Consider the following 19,388-nt stretch of genomic DNA (forward strand, 5'->3'; position numbering starts at 1 on the left):
TCGGCCGCCATATTGGCGCCGTGAAGGCCCTGGCTTGGCGAACACTCTTAGCGGTTCGGTCGCGCCGACGCAAAGATGTCGCGTTGCCGCAACCGGCAATCCAGTGGGAAGGCGATCTGCTTGCAAAGCGCTGCCGTTCGTCCCACCTGAGGTCGGCAAAATTCGAACCGCAGGAGGCCTCTTTGCGAAAATTGATTGGCGGCGCGTTGGCCGCATGCCTGGTCATTGGTGCCGGCGCGGCCGTCGCCGAGGAAGTCGGCAAGGTCGGCGTCGATTGGCTCGGCAACGACATCATCGTCGAGGCGATCAAGGATCCGAAGGTCGAGGGCGTGACCTGCCACGTCTCCTATTTCGACCGTGGCATGATCGACCGCCTGCAGAAAGGCAACTGGTTCGAGGACCCGTCCGATTCTTCGATCTCCTGCCGCCAGACCGGGCCGATCACCATTGGCGATATCGACATGAGCGAGGCCGGCGAGGAGGTGTTCAAGCAAGGCATCAGCCTGATCTGGAAAAAGCAGGTGGTGAACCGGATCTACGACAAGGCCAACGAGACGCTGATCTACCTCTCGCATTCGCGCCAAGTGCAGGATGGCTCGGCAAAAATGTCGGTCACCACCGTGCCGCTCTACGGCCAGAACGTGGTGTGGACCAGCGGCAAGCCGAAATAGAGACTGAAGGTGCTACAGGGTCCTTGGCGCATCCAAACGGATGCGCGGCGCTGCACTCGGCTTGCGAGACTATGCGTGCCGGCGTAAAGCGCGCGCATGGACCGTCCCGAACACCTTGTCCTGAAAGATCCCGAGCCGCGCATCCATCCGACGGCGGAGCTGAAGGCTTGCAAGCTTGGACGCTATGCGTCGATCGGCGAGCGGGTCATCCTGCGCGAGGTGGTGGTCGGCGACTTCTCCTACTTCGAGCGCCACGCCGAGGCGATCTACACGACGATCGGCAAGTTCTGCTCGATCGCCGCCAACAGCCGCATCAATGCGCTGGAGCATCCGGTCGAGCGGCTGACGCAACACAAGATCAGCTACCGGCCCAACGAGTACTTCCGCTGGCTGGGTGTCGATCAGGCGTTCCGCGACCGGCGGCGGGCGAAAGCCGTCAGCATTGGCCATGATGTCTGGATCGGCCATGGCGCGGTGATCATGCCTGGCATAGTGATCGGCAATGGCGCGATCGTCGGTGCCAACGCGGTGGTGACGCGCGACGTGCCGGCCTATGCAATCGTCGCCGGCGTCCCGGCCAAGCCATTGTACCAGCGCTTCAGCGCGGAAACTGCGGCACGGATCGAACGTCTTGCCTGGTGGGACTGGCCGGTCGAGAAACTGGCCAGGGCAGTCCCCGACATGCAGGCCTTGCCTATCGAGGCTTTCCTCGACCGCTGGGAAAACGACGCCGCCTGATCGTTGCGAGCGCGGCGCGTGCGCTGTTTGACCGTGAATTCCTCCTCGCAGGGAACTCGAATCAGTTGCCGATTGTTTCTCCCTGCCATGATCGAAAAGCTGTTCACCAGGATCGCCAACCATATCGCCCATCTTGCCGGTCTGCCGCCGACGTTTGCCGTCTGTTTCCTGATCATTGTGGTCTGGGCGGCAAGCGGTCCGGTCTTCGGCTTTTCCGACACGTGGCAGCTCGTCATCAATACCGGCACCACGATCGTCACCTTCCTGATGGTGTTTCTCATCCAGAACACCCAGAACCGCGACAGTGCAGCGATCCAGGCCAAGCTCGACGAGTTGATCCGCGTCAGCAAAGCCAAGAATACCTTTATCGGCATCGAGCACCTGACCGAATCCGAAGTCGAGGAAATCCGGGCCAAATGTGAACGCGCGGCGAAGCGGCACGACGAACAGGTTGCCGACATGGCCGCACCCAAAGCCGTGGCCAAGAAGCGCAACGCGAAGAAGCACGCTTCGGCGTGAGGGAGCCTGTTGTCCGGGTTCCTGCGCGACGTTCGCCGGATCATTTCATGAATGCTGCAAAGGCTTCCTTGTAGTCCGGGTGCCAGCGCGACAGGGCAGGGCGGTTCTCGATGATGTCGCCAATCGCCCAAGCCATGCGCTTTTCGTCCATGGACCGGGTCGCCTCGTTATCGGGACACAGGATGTAGAAATCGCCACGCAGCACCGAGGCCAGCATGAAGTCGATGACCTGCTCGCCGGTCCAGGCGCCGGCCGGCTTTTCGGTCGCACCTTCGGTCAGGCCGGTAAAGGTAAACCCGGGAATGAGCAAATGCGCCGCGACATTGGCGCCGGGCTCGTTGCGCAGCGCGTGTGCAAGGCCCTCGGTATAGGTCTTCACGCCAGCCTTGGAGACGTTGTAGGCGAGGTTGCCGGGCGGCGTGGTGATGCCTTGCTTGGAGCCGGTGTTGACGATCAGACCCGGCTTTCCCGCCGCCAGCATGCGCTGCGCAAAGGCCTCGACGCCATGGATGACACCCCAGAAATTGATGTCCAGCAACTGCTTCCAGGCCTCGCGGTTCTCCCAGGGCTTGCCGGGGTTGTTGCCGACGCCGGCATTGTTCATCAGCAGCGAGACGTCGCCGAAGGCGCCGAATGTCCGTTCGGCCAGTCGGTCGAGCTCGTCGGCTTTCGAGACGTCAGTTGCAACGGCAAGCACGGCGCTCTCGCCGGCGATGGCGGCGACGGCGTGTCGGGCCTCATCGAGGCGTGCGCCGCCGATGTCGGCCAGCACGATCTTCATGCCCATCGCCGCTAGTCGTTTGGCCGCGGCAAGGCCGATGCCGCTGGCCGCGCCGGTGATGACGGCGACATTACCGGAGGCAAGTGCGGGCAGGGCGGTCTGGATCTCGGCGTTGGTGGTCATGATTTTCTCCTGTTCTGGCCGCGGCGAACTTAGCGCGGAACGAGGCTCGCGCAAGCCGATGCCGGTATCTTCGGGTTGACCGCGTCGGCGGGCGCTGCGCATGCTGATATCGAAAAAGGAGACTGACGATTGACCGACTGGATCGAGATCCTGAAAGAACAGACCGCAACCGGCGACCAGATGAGCCGCGAAGTGCCGCAAATGCTTGCCAATCCCGACATCAGCGAAGCGCAAGTGAAAACGCTTTTTTCGGCGCTCGAAAAACAGGCGGAGTTCGTCGAAAAGCTGCGTATGGCGCTGGAAAAGTTCGGCCATGATTTTTCAGTGATCAAGGCGGCCGAGCGGCTGGAGGAGCGCTACGCCGACCTTGCCGCCTCGGTAGCGGAAAAGCTGAAGGAAATGCGAGGCTAGAGCCTGTTCCATCCCGATAAAATTCGGGATGGGCTCTATCTTCTCGTTGGACCATGATCTTTTCCGAAAACCGGCATCCACTTTTCGCTGACGCGGTCCTTCGGTTCGGGATCATGGTCTGTCTATTTCTCGATTAGCCGCTCGAAGCGCCTGTCCGGCACTAACCAGATCAGCGCTACCAGGACATAGATCGAGACACCGATCCAGTGATTGACGAAGGTCAGTGCGACGGCGGCGATATAGAGGGCCAGCGAGATCTTTCCCTTGAGGTCATTGCCCAATGCCCTGGCGAAAAGGGTTTCGCTGCTGTGCAGTCGATGCAGGGCCATGGTGAGGATGTTGAAGCCGATGGCGCAGAGCGCCAGGTCGACGCCATAGACGGCGACCGGCACGGGCGCGAAATGGTTCTCACCCATGAAGGCTGTCGTCGCCGGCATCAGCGATAGCCAGAACAGCAGGTTGAGGTTCGCCCACAGCACGCGGCCGTCAACCCGCTGCACGGTATGGAACATGTTGTGCAAATTGTTCCAGTAGATGCCGACATTGATAAAGGACAGCACATAGCTGAGGAATATCGGCCAGAGTGGTGCCAGCGCGGAAAAATCCTCGCCATGCGGCACCTTCAATTCCAGCACCATGATGGTGATGATGATGGCGACCACGCCATCGGTGAATGCCTCGACCCGTCCTTTGCCCATGAATCTCCCCTGACAATCCGCTGAGGTTAAAAGAGGATCTCGCTCAGCGCCATCGGCAAAGCTGCCAAACTTGTCAGGAGCAAGTCGGGAAGGGGGAACGGCTGACGCGAAAAAGGCGTTTGGTGTCAGATCCCGAACAGCAAAAGGTCGAAAAATGACAGCTCACGCTCAAGTCATGACGCGCGATCACGAACTCGGCGGCAGCGCCGCAGCGGCTGCCGTGGCTGCCATGATCGCGGCTCTTTTCGCCGGCAGCACGGCGCTGACGCCGCTTTACATCATCTACAAGCAGGTCTTCGGCTTCTCGCAGATCACTTTGACGCTGGTCTACGCCGTCTATGTCATCGGCAATCTGGCAGCGCTGCTGATGTTGGGCCGTGTGTCCGATGTTATCGGGCGCCGTCCGATGGCATTGGCCGGGATGGCGGTGGCCGTCGTCAGCGCGGTGTTTTTCCTGTTCGCAGAAAATGTCGCGTGGCTCGACATCGCCCGGATTTTGAGCGGATTGGGAATTGGCGTCGGCGCCGGGACTGGGACGGCCTGGCTCGCCGAATTGCTCTCGGCCAACGACAAGTCACAGGCGGCGACGATTGCCACCAGCACCAATTTTCTCGGCCTCGGCATTGGTGCGCTGGGGGCCGGGTTGCTCGCAGAATACGCACCTTGGCCGCTCAGGCTGATATTCGTCGTCCACCTGGCGATGCTAGCGATCGTAACCCTGCTGATCTGGCGTACGCAGGAAACCGTTTCGCGGCCGGGAAAACTGGCTGACGTCTCGATGCGGCCGCGGCTTTCCGTGCCTGATGACATCCGCGCAAATTTCGTTGCGCCGGCGGTGACCGGCTTTGGCGCGATGGCGCTCGTCGGCTTTTATGCGGCACTCGCGCCGAGCATCCTGGCGCAGCAACTGCAGGTAGCCAACCATGCGGTAGCCGGCGCTCTGTTCTTTGAATTGTCGATCGTGGCGGCCGGCACCATTGTGGCGACGACGCGTCTTTCGAGCCGGGCCGCGATGTTTGCGGCACTTGCGCTGATGATCCCCAGCGTCGCACTGATCGTTGCGGCGCAGGTCTTCGCCTCGATGGCCATCATGGTCGCCGCAAGTGCTCTGTGTGGCGTGTCGGCAGCGCTCGGCTATCGCGGCGGCTTGCAAGTGGTGAACGAGATCGCGCCGGCGGACCGGCGCGCCGAAGTGGTCTCGGCCTTCTTCATCTGCTGTTTTTGCGGCAACGCGCTGCCGGTCATCGGCATCGGCATCCTGTCGACCGTGGCAAGCGCGACCGTGGCGAGCCTGGCCTTTGCCGGCATGATTGTCGTCTTTTCCCTGGTGGCGCTCGGGTTTGGCGCGAAATACGCGCGCTGAGCCGGCCTTTCAGCCGTTCGGCGTCTCGGGCGAAAGATGCGCGCGCTGGCGCGGCACGCCGAGGCCGGTATCCGGCGGTTCGCCGGCAGCCGGCCGGCTCTCGATCATGTGCACGCTGCGCCAACGGCCGAAGCGATAATAGGCCGTGGCCAGCACGAGCGAGGTTATCGAGCCGGCCGGAAAGCTCCACCACAACGCTTCCTCACCGATCGCACTTCGAAAGAAATAGGCGAAGCTGGTGCGCACCAGAAGTACCGAGATCACCAGGATGATCAGCGGCGGCATCACCGCGCCCGTGGCACGCACAGTGGCGAAGAGCACGATGGTGATGCCGAACAGGATGAAGGACCAGGATGCGACCTTGTTGATGTGAGTGGCGATGTCGATCGCTGCACTGTCGCTGCTGAGGAAGAGGCTGAGCACCGCGCGATCGAATACGAACAGCAGCGCGACAAGCACGCCGGTAAGCACAAGGTTGAAGCCGACGCCGGACGCGGCGATGCGGCCGATCCGGTCCCAGCGCCCGGCGCCGACATTTTGCGCCGCCATGGACGAGACCGCGGCGCCGATGGCGAGCGCCGGCATCTGGATATAGGTCCAGAGCTGGGCGGCTATGCCGTAGGCAGCCGCGACCTGCGAGCCGTAGGCATTGACCATGCCCATCACAGTCAGCGCCGCGGACGAGACGACGATCATCTGCAGGCCCATCGGCACGCCCTTGAAGACGACAATGCGCAGCAGCGCCGGGTCCGGCCGCAGCAGAGCAAGATTGGCGCCGGCCAGCCGCAGCGGGTGCTTGCGCGCATAAAGCACGATCAGGATGGCAAGCACGCTTACCGTCTGGCCGATCAGCGTCGAGGTGGCCGAGCCGGCGATGCCGAGTTCGGGGAACGGGCCGATGCCGAGAATAAGCAACGGGTTCAAAATGACGTCGAGCACGACGGCCAGCGCCATGAATAGGAAAGGCGTGCGCGAATCGCCGGCGCCGCGCAGCACCGTCATGACGAAGGACAGCAGGTTCATCATCGGTACGGCGAGAAAAATGATACGCAGATAGAAGCGCGCCAGCGGCAACGCATCGGCCGGCGTGCCGAGCGCATTGAGGATTGTATCGACCCAGATCCAGCCGCAGACCGCGAACACCACCGAGACAAGGAAGAAGAAGGTGGCGCTGGTGCCGACGATGCGGCGGGCTTCGGGCAGATCGCGGGCGCCGACCGATTGCGCGACCAGGATGGTCGCCGCCATGCCGATGCCGAAGACGGTGCCGAGGATGAGAAACAGCACGAGGTTGGCATTGGACGTGGCGGTCAGCGCCGCTTCGCCGAGGAAACGACCGACCCAGACGGCATTGATTGAGCCGTTGAGCGACTGCAGAACATTGGAGCCGAGCACCGGCAGGGCGAACAGCAGCAATGTACGCGGGATAGGTCCACTGGTGAGGTCGCTGGTCCGCCGGCGTGCGGGCATCTTGTCGTCCATGGCAGGCAACTCGGCGAAGGCTTATCTTGAGTCCGGTCCGCAATGATTGCCGATTTAACGAGACAGGTCGACGCAGCGTTGCGAATTCCGCCTGGCGTGCCTTGATCCAATCATGTTCTCAAAGCTTCCGGAATCGTATATTGATCCTGCACGCGTGGGGCCGCATCTTTCCTGGATCTCATGGGCAAGCCGGGGGTTCATGTCCGATATTCCGCTGTTTTTTGAGCGCCTGAACCGGCGTGCGTTTCTTGGTGCATCCGCTTTGGGCGCGGCCTCCGTGGCTCTTTCGGCGTGCACCACGACGGACGTAGCGGCGCCGCCAGTGACCGCGGCGCCAAGCGATCCGGCTTTCGGCGATGCCGCAAGTATGTATGCGGCGCGCGTCGACGAGGGCTATCAACTGCCGGCAATCCCGGTAGCCAAGGTCGATCCGAAATTCGTGCGCCAAATCGTGTCCGATCCGACCGGAGAAAAACCCGGCACGATCGTCGTCGATACCTCCGAGCACTTCCTCTATCTGGTGCGCGACGGCGGCAAGGCAATTCGCTATGGCGTCAGCCTCGGCAAGGCCGGTTTCGGATGGACCGGCAGCGCCGTGGTTCAGGCGAGGAAGAAGTGGCCGGTCTGGACGCCGCCGCCGGAGATGATCCAGCGCCGGCCGGAACTGGCGAAATACAAGGACGGCATGCCGCCCGGCCCGCACAGCCCGCTGGGCGCACGCGCGCTATATCTCTTCCGCGACGGCAAGGACACGATGTACCGGCTGCACGGCACGCCGGAGTGGGATTCCATCGGGAAGAACGCTTCCTCCGGCTGTGTGCGCTTCATGAATCAGGACATTATCGACCTCTACAGCCGCGTCGACGGCGTCGCGCCGGTCTTCGTGCGCCCGAACCTGTCGGCCGCCGGGAAGATCGCCGCCGTGTCGGACAGGACGGCCGAGCCGATCGATGCGGGCGTGCCAAAGGACGCGGAGATGTTGAGGTAAGTGCCTTCGACGGATCATCAGTCTTAGGTTTTGCAAACCCACTAGAACACAATCCTTGTGCCGGCGAGCCGCAACTGAAGGGCCCGACCGTTCGATCGTGCCAGGCAGGCGGACGCGTTCGGCGCATCCGCCTGCCTGGGGGTGTCGCTACTTCCCGGCGAGGCCTGGAAGCGTGACCTGATAGACCAGGAACATCGTGTCGACATCGGCGCCATCTTCGGCCTTGTAGGCCGCGCCGACCTGGAAGCCGTCCTGGGTGAGAAAGTCATTGTCGTTGGCGACGAACAGGAAATAGTCGTCGGGCCGTGTTGGATCGAGGACGCTCACCACCGACATCGCCTCCCACTTCTCCGAAAGGTTGTTGCGGTCATTGGGCGCGCCATTGTGCAGCCCGAAGCGGCCGAGCTCGGTCTTGTCGTTGATGTCGATGAACGGCGTCAGCTTGGCCGGCGTCACCGAGGGATCGAGCTCACCTTTGGGCGCAACCGGCTTGTCCTTGTCGAACTCGGTGCCGGCGATGTCGGTTGCCGCCGACACATCGACGACGCTGATCTCGCGATAGAGCGAGGTGTCGCCCTTCACCCCCTGGCCGTTGCCGCTGTCGCGCGCCAGCATCAGGAAGGTCTTGTCCGACAGAGCCACGATTTCGCTCTGCGCGGCAATCTTGGTCTTGCCCTTGGCATCGGTGAACACCGGCAGCGGCACAACATATTCATGCGCAAGCTTGAGTTGGGCCGGATCCGAGGCATCGTAGACCAGCGCGCGCGTGTTCTGGCGCGTCGAAGCGGAATCGCCGCCATCCTGTCTGGGGGCCGATTGCAGCACAGCGATCAGGAACTTCCCGTCCGGCGTCAGTGCCATGCCTTCGAGGCCCTGGTTGTTCTGACGGCCGGTTTCGGGATCCGTCGGATCTGGGTCTGCCGGGCCCGGTCCCGGATTGTTGGACGCGAAGTTCGGCGTTCCATGACGCATCGGGACAAGCGCCGCCGGCGACTGCGTTGCCGACATCAGACGCCCATCGGCGGAGAAGTGGTAGATGTTCGGACCATATTCGTCCGAGATGAACATGGTGCCGTCGGGCAGCCGCACGATCGCCTCGTTATCGAGCGCGAGCTTGCCGTTGGCTTCGGGCAGGATCGGCATGTCGTCGGTCGCGGCGCGCACGCCGTTGAGCGGATCGAGGCCGGTTGCGTCGGCGCCCTTGTCGTCGGTCAAAAGCATGGTGTCGGCAAGGGTTGCCTTGAGGCCCGACTGTTCCTGGCCGGCGGCTGGTGCCGCACCCGGTGCGATCGGGGCGAATTCGATGGCAATCGTGTTGATGCGCGGACGGTAATCGGTGGTGCCGACGACATTGTAGCCACGATCCGGCAGCAGCCACAGCGAGCCCTTATAGCCATCGGCGCCATGCGTCCAGCCGGCAGCGTCGATCGCCATGCCCGAGCCGGAGCCAAACGTCTCGCCGAACTTGTCCCTTTGGCTGGCCGGGATGCGACCGACACCGACCAGGCCCTTGTTGACGAAGCTGACGCCGCCGACGGTCGCTGCGTTTTCAGCCAAGGCCGGAGTCAAGGCGGTGAACATCGCCAGCGCGACTGCGAGGGACGCGTTTCGGTGCAGGTTTTTCATGGAAATCCTCTTTGTGACAAAACAGCCGGGATCTGAAAAAGCGCCGCGTCGCATCGAGAATGCCGCGAAAGCCTTCGGAGAAGCGATCTAGGACGCGAACATGATACTTGCGTGACAGTGCTGCGCTTGCCTGGGCCTCATGTGGTCGCAACTAGCCCGGGCATGGCGAATCCGTCGCCACCGAGAGCAATTAACAACTTTACAAATAATCATTCTTATGTGAAGTTATGACAATGAAAGGTCACCGATGACAGTCTGTCGTTTCGCTACCCGCCTCAATTCCTTTGCCTCGCGGCCACAGGCCGAGTGGCCTGATCTTGTTGGTAAACCGTCCATGCTGCAAATGGCGGCGCGTGCGGCGAAGGTTGCGGAATTGACCGATCTCGACCTCAACTTCCCCGACCATGTCGATGAAAAACCTGCGGAAATGGCACGCAAACTCGGCGATCTCGGGCTTTCCATCAATGGCTTCGCCATGCGCTACTACTCTAATCCGGCCTTCAAGCTCGGCGCCTTCACCAATCCGGATCCTTCCGTTCGCCGCGAGGCCATCGACCTGACCAAGGCCGGCATCGACGCCGCGCGCGAGGCCGGCGCCAGCCTGATGACATTGTGGCTCGGGCAGGATGGCTTCGACTACGCCTTCCAGGCTGACTACGCAACACTCTGGCAACACGAAATCGATGGCATTCGTGAAGTAGCGGCGCATGATCCGGGCTGCCAGATTAGCCTTGAATACAAACCCAACGAGCCGCGCTCCTACAGCCTGATGCCCGATGCGGCGACGACATTGCTGGCGATCCGCGAGATCGGCCTGCCCAATCTCGGCGTGACGCTCGATTTCGCTCACGTGCTCTATGCCGACGAGCAGCCGGCTTTCGCTGCCGCCCTCATAGCACGGCACAGCAAGCTGCTCGGCGTGCACCTCAACGACGGCTACGCCAAGCGCGACGACGGCCTGATGGTCGGTGCCGTGCACACGCTGCAGACGATCGAGCTGCTCAGGCAGATCCGCCGCGACGGCTATGCCGGGGCCATCTACTTCGACACGTTCCCCGACATGACCGGGCTCGATCCCGTCCACGAATGCGAAGTCAACATCGCCACCGTCAAGCGCATGCTGCGCGTCGTCGAGCGGCTGGAAAAGGACAACCGCCTGTCAGCCGCCGTCGATCGTCAGGACGCGGTCGCGTCGCAGGCCATCATCCAGGAAGCCATGCTCGGGCCGGACAGCTGAGGCCGGCGCCATCACCGTTTTTCAACAAGGGAGGAAAGACCATGAAATTTCTGCTCGTCACCGCTACCGCTGCCCTGATGACGCTGTCCATCGGCTCGGTGTTTTCCGCGGATCTCGCGCCGCTCAATTCCGACACCGAGAAGGATCGCATCGACTGGTCGCAGCTCGAGGCCAAGTTCGGGGCTTTCCCCAAGCTGCCCGAGGGCACCAAGGCGGGTGCGGTCTCCAAGACGCTGACCAACGAATACTGGCGCTCGCTGGGTGAGGGCTACAAGTCGTTCGGCGACCGCATCGGCGTGCCCGTCGTCTACCAGGCGGCGCAGAGCGAGGGCGACCAGCTCGGCCAGCTCACCATCGCCGAAGGCCTGGTCACGCAAGGCTACAACGTGCTGCTCGTTTCACCGCAGACCGACTCCAATTTGCAGCCGATCATGGAACAGGCCAGGGCCGCCAACGTGCCGGTGGTCAACGTCAATGACGCGGTCATCCCGCAGGCCGAGTACTATGTCGGCAATGTCCAGCGCGACAATGGTGTGCGTGTCGCCAAATGGTTCATCAAGAACCGGCCGGATGGCGGCAAGGTTGCCATCGTCGAAGGCCAGGCCGGCGTCTACGCCGCCGTCCAGCGCACCGACGGCTTCAAGAGCACGATCACTGAAGGCGGCAAGTTCGAGGTCGTCGCCAGCGTGCCGGGCAACTGGGATCGCCAGACCTCCTACGACGCGGCCACCAATATCCTGCAGCAGCACCCCGACCTGATCGGCTTCTATGCCAATAATGACGGCATGGCGCTGGGCATCGTCGAAGCGGTCAAGGCGGCCGGTCTGCAGGACAAGGTGGCCGTCTTCGGCACCGACGGGATTTCCGACGCTTATGCCTCGATCCGGGCCGGCGAGCTGACCGGTACCGTCGACAGCTTCCCGGTGCTGACCGGCGAGGTGGCGCTGGAATCGGCGCTGCGACTGGTGGCTGGGCAGAAGCTGCCGCGTGTTGTTGCCACCCCGCAGGCGCTGATCACCAAGGACAATGCCGACCGTTACTCGGGCGGCGGCGACGCCGTGCGCAAAGCGCTGCTCGAGGACGCGGCAGCAGGCCAATAGAGCAGGGCGGCGGGTGCCGGCCTTGGGTCGGCACCCTTGCTTGGAGAACCGAAGCAATGTCAGCGCGGCTGCAATTCGAGGGCATTTCCAAGCTGTTTCCGGCCGTGCGGGCGCTGAGCGACGTGTCCTTTTCGGTCGGCGCCGGCGAAATCCATGGCCTGCTTGGCGAGAACGGCGCCGGCAAGTCGACGCTGCTGCGCATCCTGTCGGGCGTCTACCGGCCGACAGCGGGAAGCGTTTTCATCGACGGCAGGCCGGTGACGCTGAACAACCCGGTCCAGGCGCGGGCCGCGGGCGTCGCGATGATCCATCAGGAATTACAGCAGGTGCCACGTCTCAGCGTTGCCCAGAACATGTTCCTGGGCCATCCGCTGACGCGCGGCGGCGTCTTCGTCGCACGGCGCGAGCAGGAGCGCCGCGCTGCGGAAGCCCTGGCCGCCATCGACCCGACCATCGATCCGGCAGCCCCGCTTGGCTCGCTGAAGGTGGCGCAGCGGCAAATCGTCGAGATTGCCCGGGCGCTGCTCGACCGCGCCAGGATCGTGGCGATGGACGAGCCGACATCGAGCCTCACGCCGAGCGAGTTCGAACGGCTGGCCGAAGTGATTGCGGGCCTGGCGCGCGACGGTGTCACGGTCGTCTATGTCTCGCACAAGCTGGATGAGGTGTTCGGCATCTGCCAGCGCGCCACCATCATGCGCGACGGTGTCGTGGTCGAAACCGTTGATCTCGCGCAGGTGTCGGAAAAGGCCGTCGTTTCGATGATGGTCGGCCGCGAACTTGCGCAGGAACAGCACCGCTCGCATGCTTCCAGCGAGATCAGGCTGAGCGTGCGTGGCCTGGCCTCGGCGACCAAGGTCCATGACGTTTCGTTCGACCTGCATCGCGGCGAGGTGCTGGGCATTGCCGGCCTGGTCGGCTCGGGCCGCACCGAGCTGCTGCGATTGCTGGCCGGCGCCGACCGGGCGTCATCAGGCACAATGGAGATCGACGGCAAGGCGATAAAACTTTCCAGTCCGCGCGGCGGCATCGCCGCCGGCATCGGCCTTGTGCCGGAGGAGCGCAAGCGCGAAGGCATCGTGCCGTTGCGGTCGATCTCCAGCAACATGGCGCTGGCGTCGATGGGCGTGTTCGCGCCGCGCGGCGTCATCGACCACCGCCGGCTGAAGCGCGTGGCAGCCGAGAAGATGAAACGCGTCAATCTCAGACCGTTCCTGCTCGACCGGCCGATCCGCCTATTCAGCGGCGGCAACCAGCAGAAGGCGATCATCGGCCGCTGGCTGGCGGCGGGAACGCGGATCCTTCTGTTCGACGAGCCGACGCGCGGCATCGATGTCGGCGCCAAGGCGGAGATCTACCACCTGATCGAGGAGCTCGCCGCCGAAGGCCATTCGGCAATCGTCGTTTCGTCCGAGTTGCCCGAGGTGATCCGGCTCGCCGACCGGGTGCTGGTCATGCGCGACGGCACGGTCGCCGCCGAACTGGGCCGCGCAAGTCTCAGCGAACAGGCGATCGCCGCGCACGCCATACCCCAAACGGAGATTGAGGCCGGCAAGGCGCAAGGCCGTCGGGCCGGTGCATAACGGACAGGACCAGCGGATGACCGATATAACCCAACACACAGCAGCGCGCCCAAGCGCAGATTTCCTGCACCGGTTTTCGGTGCGCGACGCTGGCACGCTGATCGGCCTGGTGGTGATCCTCGCTGTCTTCGGGGCGCTGGTCCCCGGCTTCTTTGCCGAGCGCAATTTGATCAACATCCTGCAGCAGTCGAGCATCAATGCCTGCCTGGCGTTGGGCATGACGCTGGTCATCATCTCGGGCGGCATCGATCTGTCCGTCGGGCCGACGGCAGCTCTTTCGGCAGTCATCTCGGCCTCGATGCTGGTTGGCGGCGTGCCGTTTCCGCTGGCCATCGCCGCCGGCTTCGCCATCGGCCTTGCCTGCGGCCTGCTCAACGGCGTGCTGGTCGCCTATGTCGGGCTGCAGCCCTTCATCGTCACGCTGGGAACGCTCAGCACCTACCGGGCGCTGGCGCTGATCTATACCGGCGGCAATCCGGTGCTCGGCCTGCCTGCCGGCTTCCGTGCCATCTTCAATGGCTCGCTGTTCGGATTGCCGTTGGCGGTCATTATCGTGGCCGTGGTCGCGCTGATTGCCTGGATCATCCTCAAGAAGACGCCGTTCGGCGAATATCTGCTCGCCGTCGGCGGCAATGAGGAAGCGGCCTATATAGCCGGCGTGCCGATCGCCCGCACCAAGATCGCCGCGTATATGATCTCGGGCCTGCTGGCGGCGCTTGCCGCACAGATCCTGATCGGCCGGTTGGGTGCGGCCGAACCCATTCTCGGCAATCTCTGGGAGCTCGACGCCATAGCAGCGGCGGCGATCGGCGGTGCCTCGCTGATGGGCGGCAAGGGCAGCGTCGTCGGCACAATCCTGGGTGCCGTCATCCTTGGCAGCATGCGCAATGGCCTGACGCTGATGAACGTGCAGTCCTTCTATCAGCTCCTGGCAACTGGCCTTATAATCCTCGCCGCGATGCTTGTCGATCGCGTGACGAGGGGACGTGGATGACATTGACCGGGCTGGATCTGAAAGCAGTAGGGCCGCGCATCCGCATGATGATGCCGCATCTGACGCCGCTCGAGGCGAAGGTGGTGGAAACCGTCTTCGGCAGGCGCGGCTTCGACGAGACTATCCCGCTCAAGCAGATCGCAGAGGAGGCCGGCGTCTCAGAGGCGATGGTGGTCAAAATCGCGAAGAAGCTGGGTTTTTCCGGCTATCGCGATTTCCGCACGGCGGTCTATGAATACAGCCGCCTGCCGACCACCGAGATGCATCAGGAGCTGTCGGTGGACGACAGCTCGGCCGAAATCGTGCAGAAGGTGTTCCGCACCTCCATCCAGGCGCTGGAGGAGACGCTCGCCATCCTCGACATGGACGATTTCGACCGCGCCGCCGATCTGCTTTACCGCGCCAGGAACCGCGATTTCTACGGCGTCGGCGGTTCGGCGCAGATCGCACGCGACGTCTCGCACAAATTCCTTCGGATCGGCATCCGCACCTCTGTCTACGACGATTCGCACATGATGCTAATGTCGGCCTCGTTGCTCGGCGCCGACGACATCGCCGTCGGCTTTTCGCATTCCGGCAACACCAGCGCCGTCATCGACGCTATACAGCTTGCGCGCAAAAGCGGCGCACGCACGCTGGCCATCACCAACTACGATAACTCGCCATTGGCAGCCGTCGCCGACATCGTGCTCTGCTCGACCGCGCAAGGCTCGCCGTTGATGGGTGAGAACGCCGCGGCGCGCATTGCCCAGCTCAACATCCTCGACGCGCTGTTCGTCGCGGTGGCGCAACGCGACTACCAGGCGGCGGAGCGCAATCTCGGCCGCACCATGTCCGCGGTGACGTCGAAACGGAAAGACAAGAACTCATGAAAGGCAGCGGCTCGTGAAAGTCAAGGGCACATGACGGCTTCCCCGCCGCTGGTCACCGTATTCGGCAGCCTGCATTACGACATCATGGTCGAAGCCCCCGATCGCCCACGCAAGGGCGAAACGGTGACCGGTCATGCCTGGCATCCAAAATGCGGTGGCAAGGGCGGCAACCAGGCGGTATCGGCAGCGCGGGCCGGCGTGCGTGCGGCAATGATCGGAGCTGTCGGCGATGACGATTTCGGCCGCACGCTTCTCGACAATCTCGATCGCTGGGGCGTTGACCGGCGCTCCGTGCGGGAGGCTTCCGGCGCCGGCTCGGGCATGAGCGTAGCGATTTTCGACGACAGCGGCGACTATGGCGCGGTGATCGTCTCGGGCAGCAACCTCACTCTCAGCGAAAAGGACATTGCGGAGGCGGCCGAGCTGATCGCGCAAACGGCGGTGCTGCTGCTGCAAAACGAGGTGCCGGAAGCCGCCAATATCGCCGCGGCGCGGGCGGTGAAGGCGCAAGGCGGCCGCGTCCTCCTCAACGCCGCACCCGCCCGGAAACTGTCCGCCGAGCTGATCGCGCTCACCGACATCGTCATCGTCAACGCCATCGAGGCGGAATTCCTGGCCGGTGTTCCGGTCGTCGACACGCTCGAGGGTGCTGCGAATGCGGCCGGTATGCTCGTCGGCTCCTACCCGGCTGCCATCGTCACCGCCGGCGGGGAGGGGGTCGCCTATCGCGACCGCGACGGCCAGGCGTTCGCCTTGCCTGCGATGCCGGTGAAGGTCATCAGCACCCACGGTGCCGGCGACGAATTCGTTGGCGCCTTCGCGGCGGGGCTTGCACGTGGAGAGCCTGTCAAGCCGGCACTTGCCGCCGCCAATGCCGCAGCGGCCTTGCTGGTTGCAACGCCGGAGCGCGAGCGCGGCGGGCCTTGATCAATCTGAACCTGCTCGGTGACCGCCGCGCTCAATCGCTGTCGCGCGCAATAAGCTCCAGCGGCCAGACTTCGCGGATGATGCGGGCGCCTTCGGTGCCGGCGAAGGCCGGAATCGATGCCAGCAGCATTTCGGCCAGCCGCTCGCCCATCGGCTCCAGCGCCGGGCGGAAGCCGGTCAGCGCCGGCGAAAAATAGCGGCAGAGCGGCGTGTCGACGATGACGATCACCGCGATGTCGTGGCCGGGCTTGATTCCCGCCTCGGCCAGAGCCTTGCAGCCGCCAAGCGCCATCGCGTCGTTGTTGAAGATGATGGCGCTCGGCGGGTCCTTGGAGCGCATGACCTTCGGTGTCACCGCGTAGCCGCCGGCCTCGTTGATGAAGCCGTCGGCGATCAACTCGGGGTCGAATTCGATGCCGTGCCGCCGCAACGCCTTGCGATAGCCGGCGAGGAACAGATAGCCGAAATTGAGGTCGAGCGACGGGCGGATGGCGGCGATGCGCCGGTGGCCGCGCGCGACGAGACGATCGACGGCGTCAGCTCCGGCTTTTTCGAAGTCGAGGTCGAGCGAGGGGTAGGCATCGCCGCCGGAACGGCTGCGGCCGAGCGTCGCGAACGGGAAACCGGCCTGGGTCAAATAGTCGATGCGCTCGTCTTCGCGCCGCGTCCAGGCCAGCACCACGGCATCGGCCCGGCGGGTCTCGACGACACGGCGCAGGCGCTCCTGCTGATAGTCGCCTGGCGCGCCCATCACCACGATCAGGTCGAGCCCGCTTTCGGCGAGCTTGGCCTGCAGCCCGGTCAGGAATGGAATGAAGAACGGCTCGCCATACTCCTGGTCGCCCGGATGCGGCTGCAGCATGAAGGCGATCGAATGGGTGGCGCCGCGCCGCAGGCTGCGGCCGGACTGGTTCGGTGAATAGTTCAGTTTCTTGGCCGCATCGAGCACGCGCTGGCGTGTGTCGGCATTGACGTCGGCGCGACCGTTGAGCGCGCGCGACACCGTGCCGATCGAAATGTTCAGGTGACGCGCAAGGTCGTGAATGCTGGACGCCAAAGGACAGTTCTCCCCCTTGCTTGGCTAGCACCGGCTGCTCTCCGGGCCAAGCCGACACCACGATTTTTCGCAACCGGCCAATTGACATTCTACGCCATCGGGTGTGTTCTCGTAAACGTTTACGGAAAAACATTCACGGCCCTGCCGTGAATGCCGTGAGGATCGGTCTGGAGGGGCCGAGAGGGAGGAACACTGGATGATCAATGTCGTCCTGGTCGGCTGCGGAGCGATGAGCAAGGCCTGGCTCGATGCGGCCAGGCAGATCGACGGGCTCGCCATTGTAGGCCTGGTTGATATCGACGCCGAAAGGGCGCGGGCGAGGGCGCGCGAATACGAGCTTTCCGGCGCTGTCATCGGAACCGACCTCGACGCCGTGCTCGACCAGACCAGGCCCGACGCGGTATTCGACGTGGTGGTTCCCGCCGCCCGCCGCGAGGTCGCGTTTTCCGCCTTTGCCCATCATTGCCACCTCTTGACCGAAAAGCCGCTGGCCGACAGCCCGGGCAATGCGCGTGCCATTGTCGAGGCCGCCCGCAGCGCCGGGCGCATCCATGCCGTCGTGCAGAACCGCCGCTATGTCGCCAATGTCAGGCGCATCCGGCGCTTTCTCGCTTCCGGCGTCGTTGGTGCTGCGACCAGCATCCACGCCGATTTCTTCGTTGCGCCGCATTTCGGCGGTTTTCGCGAAGAGATGCGCCATGTGCTGCTGCTCGATATGGCGATCCACACATTCGATGCCGCCCGCTACATGGTGGCCGGCGAGCCGGCCGGTGTCCATTGCCAGGAGTGGGAGCCGGCCAATTCCTGGTATCGGCAAGGGTCGTCGGCAACCGCAAGCTTCGACCTCGGCGGCGGCAAGCTGTTCACCTATGCCGGCAGCTGGTGCGCGGCCGGCTTCCGTACCAGTTGGGACAGTACATGGCGTATTGTCGCCGAGCGCGGCAGCATTGTCTGGGACGGCGAGGATGGGCTGAAGGCGGAAGTCGTGCGGCCGGTCCGTGAAGGCCTGTTCGACCGCACCGAACCGATCGCCGTGCCGCCGCTCGACCCGGCCGATCGCGTCGGCGGCCATCTCGGCATTATCCAGGATTTCGTCCGCGCCGTCGAAACCGGCACCGAGCCGGAGACGCGCGGTGCCGACAACATCAAGAGCCTGGCCATGGTTTTCGCTGCGATCGAGAGCGCCGAGACCGGGCATCGGGTCGCTATCACTGCACAGGAAGGATCATGATGCCAAACCCGCTGCTCGACATCAGGATCGGCACCATGGTGCGCGCCAATCTCGACGACCCGGCCGCCTATGTCAGGCAGATCCTGCCGCTCGGCTTCGAGAGCATCCAGCCGTTCTTCTGGCAGACGCTGGGCGGCAAGGACATTCCGCGGCTGGCGGGCGAGATCCGCGAGGCGATCGGCGATGCCGATGTCATCGTCTCGTCGATCGGCGTGTTCGGCAATCCGCTGGAGAGCGGCGAGATCGATCGCGGCGTGCTCCAGGCGTGGGAAACGATCATCGACAACGCCCATCTGTTCGGCACCAATATGGTCAGCGGCTTTACCGGCCGCATTCGCGGCAAGCCGCTGCCCGACAGCCTGCCGCGTTTCCGCGAGGTCTGGGGACCCTTGGCCAGGCGCGCCGCCGACAAGGGCGTGCGCATCGCGTTCGAGAACTGCGCCATGGACGGCAACTGGGCCAGCGGCGACTGGAACATCGCCCACAATCCGGACGCCTGGGAGTTGATGTTCAACGAGTTGCCGGACGACAATCTCGGCCTGGAGTGGGAGCCCTGCCACCAGCTGGTCTACCTGATCGATCCGATCCCGCAGATCCGCAAATGGGCGCCGCGCATCTTCCACGTCCACGGCAAGGACGCGACGGTGCGCTGGGACGTGATCCGCGAACATGGCGTGTTCGGTCGCCTGCCGTTCGTCCAGATGCGCACGCCGGGCTTCGGCGACAGCGACTGGACAAGGGTGATCAGCGAGCTGCGGCTGGCCGGCTACAAGGGCGCCATCGACATCGAGGGCTGGCACGACCCGGTCTATCGCGGCGATCTCGAGATCACCGGCCAGGCGCGTGCGCTGGATTATCTCCAACAATGCCGGGGAGGCGCGAGCTACCTGCCGAACCCGGTGTGAGAACTCGGCCGGCGGGAGGTGCCGGCCAGGGAAAGATTGCGGCGCCTTGCCGAAGCGATCGTCGAAACCCCTCGGTTAGCGA

General features: G+C 63.8%; 19 protein-coding genes. 14 read left to right on the forward strand and 5 right to left on the reverse strand.

The window, feature by feature from the left end:
- The first annotated feature begins 182 nt into the window (after positions 1-182).
- The 3 genes from NKI22_RS13680 (at position 183) to NKI22_RS13690 (ending at position 1,928) form a co-directional block, all read left to right on the forward strand.
- A complete protein-coding gene (locus NKI22_RS13680) occupies positions 183-671 on the forward strand; it encodes a CreA family protein (RefSeq protein WP_023721178.1) in 489 nt (162 codons plus the stop codon).
- A gap of 96 nt (positions 672-767) precedes the next feature.
- Complete coding sequence (locus NKI22_RS13685; RefSeq protein WP_023721177.1) at positions 768-1,409, forward strand: DapH/DapD/GlmU-related protein; 642 nt, start codon at positions 768-770, stop codon at positions 1,407-1,409.
- Positions 1,410-1,496: 87 nt separating this feature from the next.
- Positions 1,497-1,928, forward strand: a complete 432-nt coding sequence (locus NKI22_RS13690; protein WP_031194582.1) for a low affinity iron permease family protein — start codon at positions 1,497-1,499, stop codon at positions 1,926-1,928.
- A gap of 40 nt (positions 1,929-1,968) precedes the next feature.
- Here NKI22_RS13690 and NKI22_RS13695 read toward each other — a convergent pair whose 3' ends face one another.
- On the reverse strand, positions 1,969-2,832 hold the full coding sequence (locus NKI22_RS13695) for an SDR family NAD(P)-dependent oxidoreductase (RefSeq protein WP_352481527.1): 864 nt from the start codon (positions 2,830-2,832) through the stop codon (positions 1,969-1,971).
- 129 nt (positions 2,833-2,961) lie between these two features.
- Here NKI22_RS13695 and NKI22_RS13700 point away from each other — a divergent pair, with 129 nt between their 5' ends.
- On the forward strand, positions 2,962-3,243 hold the full coding sequence (locus NKI22_RS13700) for a hypothetical protein (protein WP_023721174.1): 282 nt from the start codon (positions 2,962-2,964) through the stop codon (positions 3,241-3,243).
- 122 nt (positions 3,244-3,365) lie between these two features.
- Here NKI22_RS13700 and NKI22_RS13705 read toward each other — a convergent pair whose 3' ends face one another.
- On the reverse strand, positions 3,366-3,941 hold the full coding sequence (locus NKI22_RS13705; RefSeq protein WP_023721173.1) for a TMEM175 family protein: 576 nt from the start codon (positions 3,939-3,941) through the stop codon (positions 3,366-3,368).
- A gap of 154 nt (positions 3,942-4,095) precedes the next feature.
- Between NKI22_RS13705 and NKI22_RS13710 the strand changes: the two genes are divergently transcribed.
- A complete protein-coding gene (locus tag NKI22_RS13710; RefSeq protein ID WP_352815732.1) occupies positions 4,096-5,304 on the forward strand; it encodes an MFS transporter in 1,209 nt (402 codons plus the stop codon).
- Between the two features lie 9 nt (positions 5,305-5,313).
- Here the strand turns inward: NKI22_RS13710 and NKI22_RS13715 are convergent, their stop codons facing one another.
- Complete coding sequence (locus NKI22_RS13715) at positions 5,314-6,786, reverse strand: MATE family efflux transporter (protein ID WP_352815734.1); 1,473 nt, start codon at positions 6,784-6,786, stop codon at positions 5,314-5,316.
- 199 nt (positions 6,787-6,985) lie between these two features.
- Between NKI22_RS13715 and NKI22_RS13720 the strand changes: the two genes are divergently transcribed.
- Positions 6,986-7,774: a L,D-transpeptidase gene (locus tag NKI22_RS13720; protein WP_352481524.1), complete on the forward strand. Its 789-nt coding sequence runs from the start codon at positions 6,986-6,988 to the stop codon at positions 7,772-7,774.
- A 147-nt stretch (positions 7,775-7,921) separates the two neighbouring features.
- Here the strand turns inward: NKI22_RS13720 and NKI22_RS13725 are convergent, their stop codons facing one another.
- Positions 7,922-9,400 carry an esterase-like activity of phytase family protein gene (locus tag NKI22_RS13725; protein ID WP_352815736.1) on the reverse strand — a complete coding sequence of 493 codons (1,479 nt, stop codon included), beginning with the start codon at positions 9,398-9,400 and terminating at the stop codon, positions 7,922-7,924.
- A 247-nt stretch (positions 9,401-9,647) separates the two neighbouring features.
- Here NKI22_RS13725 and NKI22_RS13730 point away from each other — a divergent pair, with 247 nt between their 5' ends.
- The 6 genes from NKI22_RS13730 to NKI22_RS13755 are packed head-to-tail and all read left to right on the forward strand — an operon-like array spanning position 9,648 to position 16,113.
- Positions 9,648-10,637 (forward strand): TIM barrel protein, encoded by a 990-nt coding sequence (locus NKI22_RS13730; RefSeq protein WP_352495131.1) that lies wholly within the window; start codon positions 9,648-9,650, stop codon positions 10,635-10,637.
- Between the two features lie 41 nt (positions 10,638-10,678).
- Positions 10,679-11,737, forward strand: coding sequence for a sugar ABC transporter substrate-binding protein (locus NKI22_RS13735; protein WP_352482899.1), 1,059 nt, complete (start codon positions 10,679-10,681; stop codon positions 11,735-11,737).
- 56 nt (positions 11,738-11,793) lie between these two features.
- Positions 11,794-13,320, forward strand: coding sequence for a sugar ABC transporter ATP-binding protein (locus NKI22_RS13740; protein ID WP_352589909.1), 1,527 nt, complete (start codon positions 11,794-11,796; stop codon positions 13,318-13,320).
- 16 nt (positions 13,321-13,336) lie between these two features.
- Complete coding sequence (locus NKI22_RS13745) at positions 13,337-14,314, forward strand: ABC transporter permease (protein WP_352589912.1); 978 nt, start codon at positions 13,337-13,339, stop codon at positions 14,312-14,314.
- Positions 14,311-15,186, forward strand: a complete 876-nt coding sequence (locus NKI22_RS13750) for a MurR/RpiR family transcriptional regulator (protein ID WP_352851076.1) — start codon at positions 14,311-14,313, stop codon at positions 15,184-15,186. Before NKI22_RS13745 ends, NKI22_RS13750 begins: the two co-directional genes overlap by 4 nt.
- Positions 15,187-15,216: 30 nt before the next feature.
- Positions 15,217-16,113 (forward strand): ribokinase, encoded by an 897-nt coding sequence (locus NKI22_RS13755; protein ID WP_352815738.1) that lies wholly within the window; start codon positions 15,217-15,219, stop codon positions 16,111-16,113.
- 31 nt (positions 16,114-16,144) lie between these two features.
- On the opposite strand, the gene NKI22_RS13760 is transcribed toward NKI22_RS13755, so the two are convergent.
- A complete protein-coding gene (locus NKI22_RS13760) occupies positions 16,145-17,170 on the reverse strand; it encodes a LacI family DNA-binding transcriptional regulator (protein WP_352589918.1) in 1,026 nt (341 codons plus the stop codon).
- Positions 17,171-17,366: 196 nt separating this feature from the next.
- Between NKI22_RS13760 and NKI22_RS13765 the strand changes: the two genes are divergently transcribed.
- A complete protein-coding gene (locus tag NKI22_RS13765; RefSeq protein ID WP_352958508.1) occupies positions 17,367-18,401 on the forward strand; it encodes a Gfo/Idh/MocA family protein in 1,035 nt (344 codons plus the stop codon).
- Positions 18,398-19,306, forward strand: a complete 909-nt coding sequence (locus NKI22_RS13770) for a sugar phosphate isomerase/epimerase family protein (RefSeq protein WP_352589921.1) — start codon at positions 18,398-18,400, stop codon at positions 19,304-19,306. The genes NKI22_RS13765 and NKI22_RS13770 overlap by 4 nt, the downstream gene beginning before the upstream one ends.
- Positions 19,307-19,388 lie beyond the last annotated feature (82 nt).

The organism is Mesorhizobium sp. M0778, from assembly GCF_040320105.1.
Classification (GTDB): domain Bacteria; phylum Pseudomonadota; class Alphaproteobacteria; order Rhizobiales; family Rhizobiaceae; genus Mesorhizobium.

Bases quoted from the DNA above. Each gene is read 5' to 3' on its own strand.
- NKI22_RS13685 (WP_023721177.1), top strand. From the start codon at position 768: ATGGACCGTCCCGAACACCTTGTCCTGAAAGATCCCGAGCCGCGCATC.
- NKI22_RS13690 (WP_031194582.1), top strand. From the start codon at position 1,497: ATGATCGAAAAGCTGTTCACCAGGATCGCCAACCATATCGCCCATCTT.
- NKI22_RS13695 (WP_352481527.1), bottom strand. From the start codon at position 2,832: ATGACCACCAACGCCGAGATCCAGACCGCCCTGCCCGCACTTGCCTCC.
- NKI22_RS13705 (WP_023721173.1), bottom strand. From the start codon at position 3,941: ATGGGCAAAGGACGGGTCGAGGCATTCACCGATGGCGTGGTCGCCATC.
- NKI22_RS13710 (WP_352815732.1), top strand. From the start codon at position 4,096: ATGACAGCTCACGCTCAAGTCATGACGCGCGATCACGAACTCGGCGGC.
- NKI22_RS13715 (WP_352815734.1), bottom strand. From the start codon at position 6,786: ATGGACGACAAGATGCCCGCACGCCGGCGGACCAGCGACCTCACCAGT.
- NKI22_RS13720 (WP_352481524.1), top strand. From the start codon at position 6,986: ATGTCCGATATTCCGCTGTTTTTTGAGCGCCTGAACCGGCGTGCGTTT.
- NKI22_RS13725 (WP_352815736.1), bottom strand. From the start codon at position 9,400: ATGAAAAACCTGCACCGAAACGCGTCCCTCGCAGTCGCGCTGGCGATG.
- NKI22_RS13730 (WP_352495131.1), top strand. From the start codon at position 9,648: ATGACAGTCTGTCGTTTCGCTACCCGCCTCAATTCCTTTGCCTCGCGG.
- NKI22_RS13735 (WP_352482899.1), top strand. From the start codon at position 10,679: ATGAAATTTCTGCTCGTCACCGCTACCGCTGCCCTGATGACGCTGTCC.
- NKI22_RS13740 (WP_352589909.1), top strand. From the start codon at position 11,794: ATGTCAGCGCGGCTGCAATTCGAGGGCATTTCCAAGCTGTTTCCGGCC.
- NKI22_RS13745 (WP_352589912.1), top strand. From the start codon at position 13,337: ATGACCGATATAACCCAACACACAGCAGCGCGCCCAAGCGCAGATTTC.
- NKI22_RS13750 (WP_352851076.1), top strand. From the start codon at position 14,311: ATGACATTGACCGGGCTGGATCTGAAAGCAGTAGGGCCGCGCATCCGC.
- NKI22_RS13755 (WP_352815738.1), top strand. From the start codon at position 15,217: ATGACGGCTTCCCCGCCGCTGGTCACCGTATTCGGCAGCCTGCATTAC.
- NKI22_RS13765 (WP_352958508.1), top strand. From the start codon at position 17,367: ATGATCAATGTCGTCCTGGTCGGCTGCGGAGCGATGAGCAAGGCCTGG.
- NKI22_RS13770 (WP_352589921.1), top strand. From the start codon at position 18,398: ATGATGCCAAACCCGCTGCTCGACATCAGGATCGGCACCATGGTGCGC.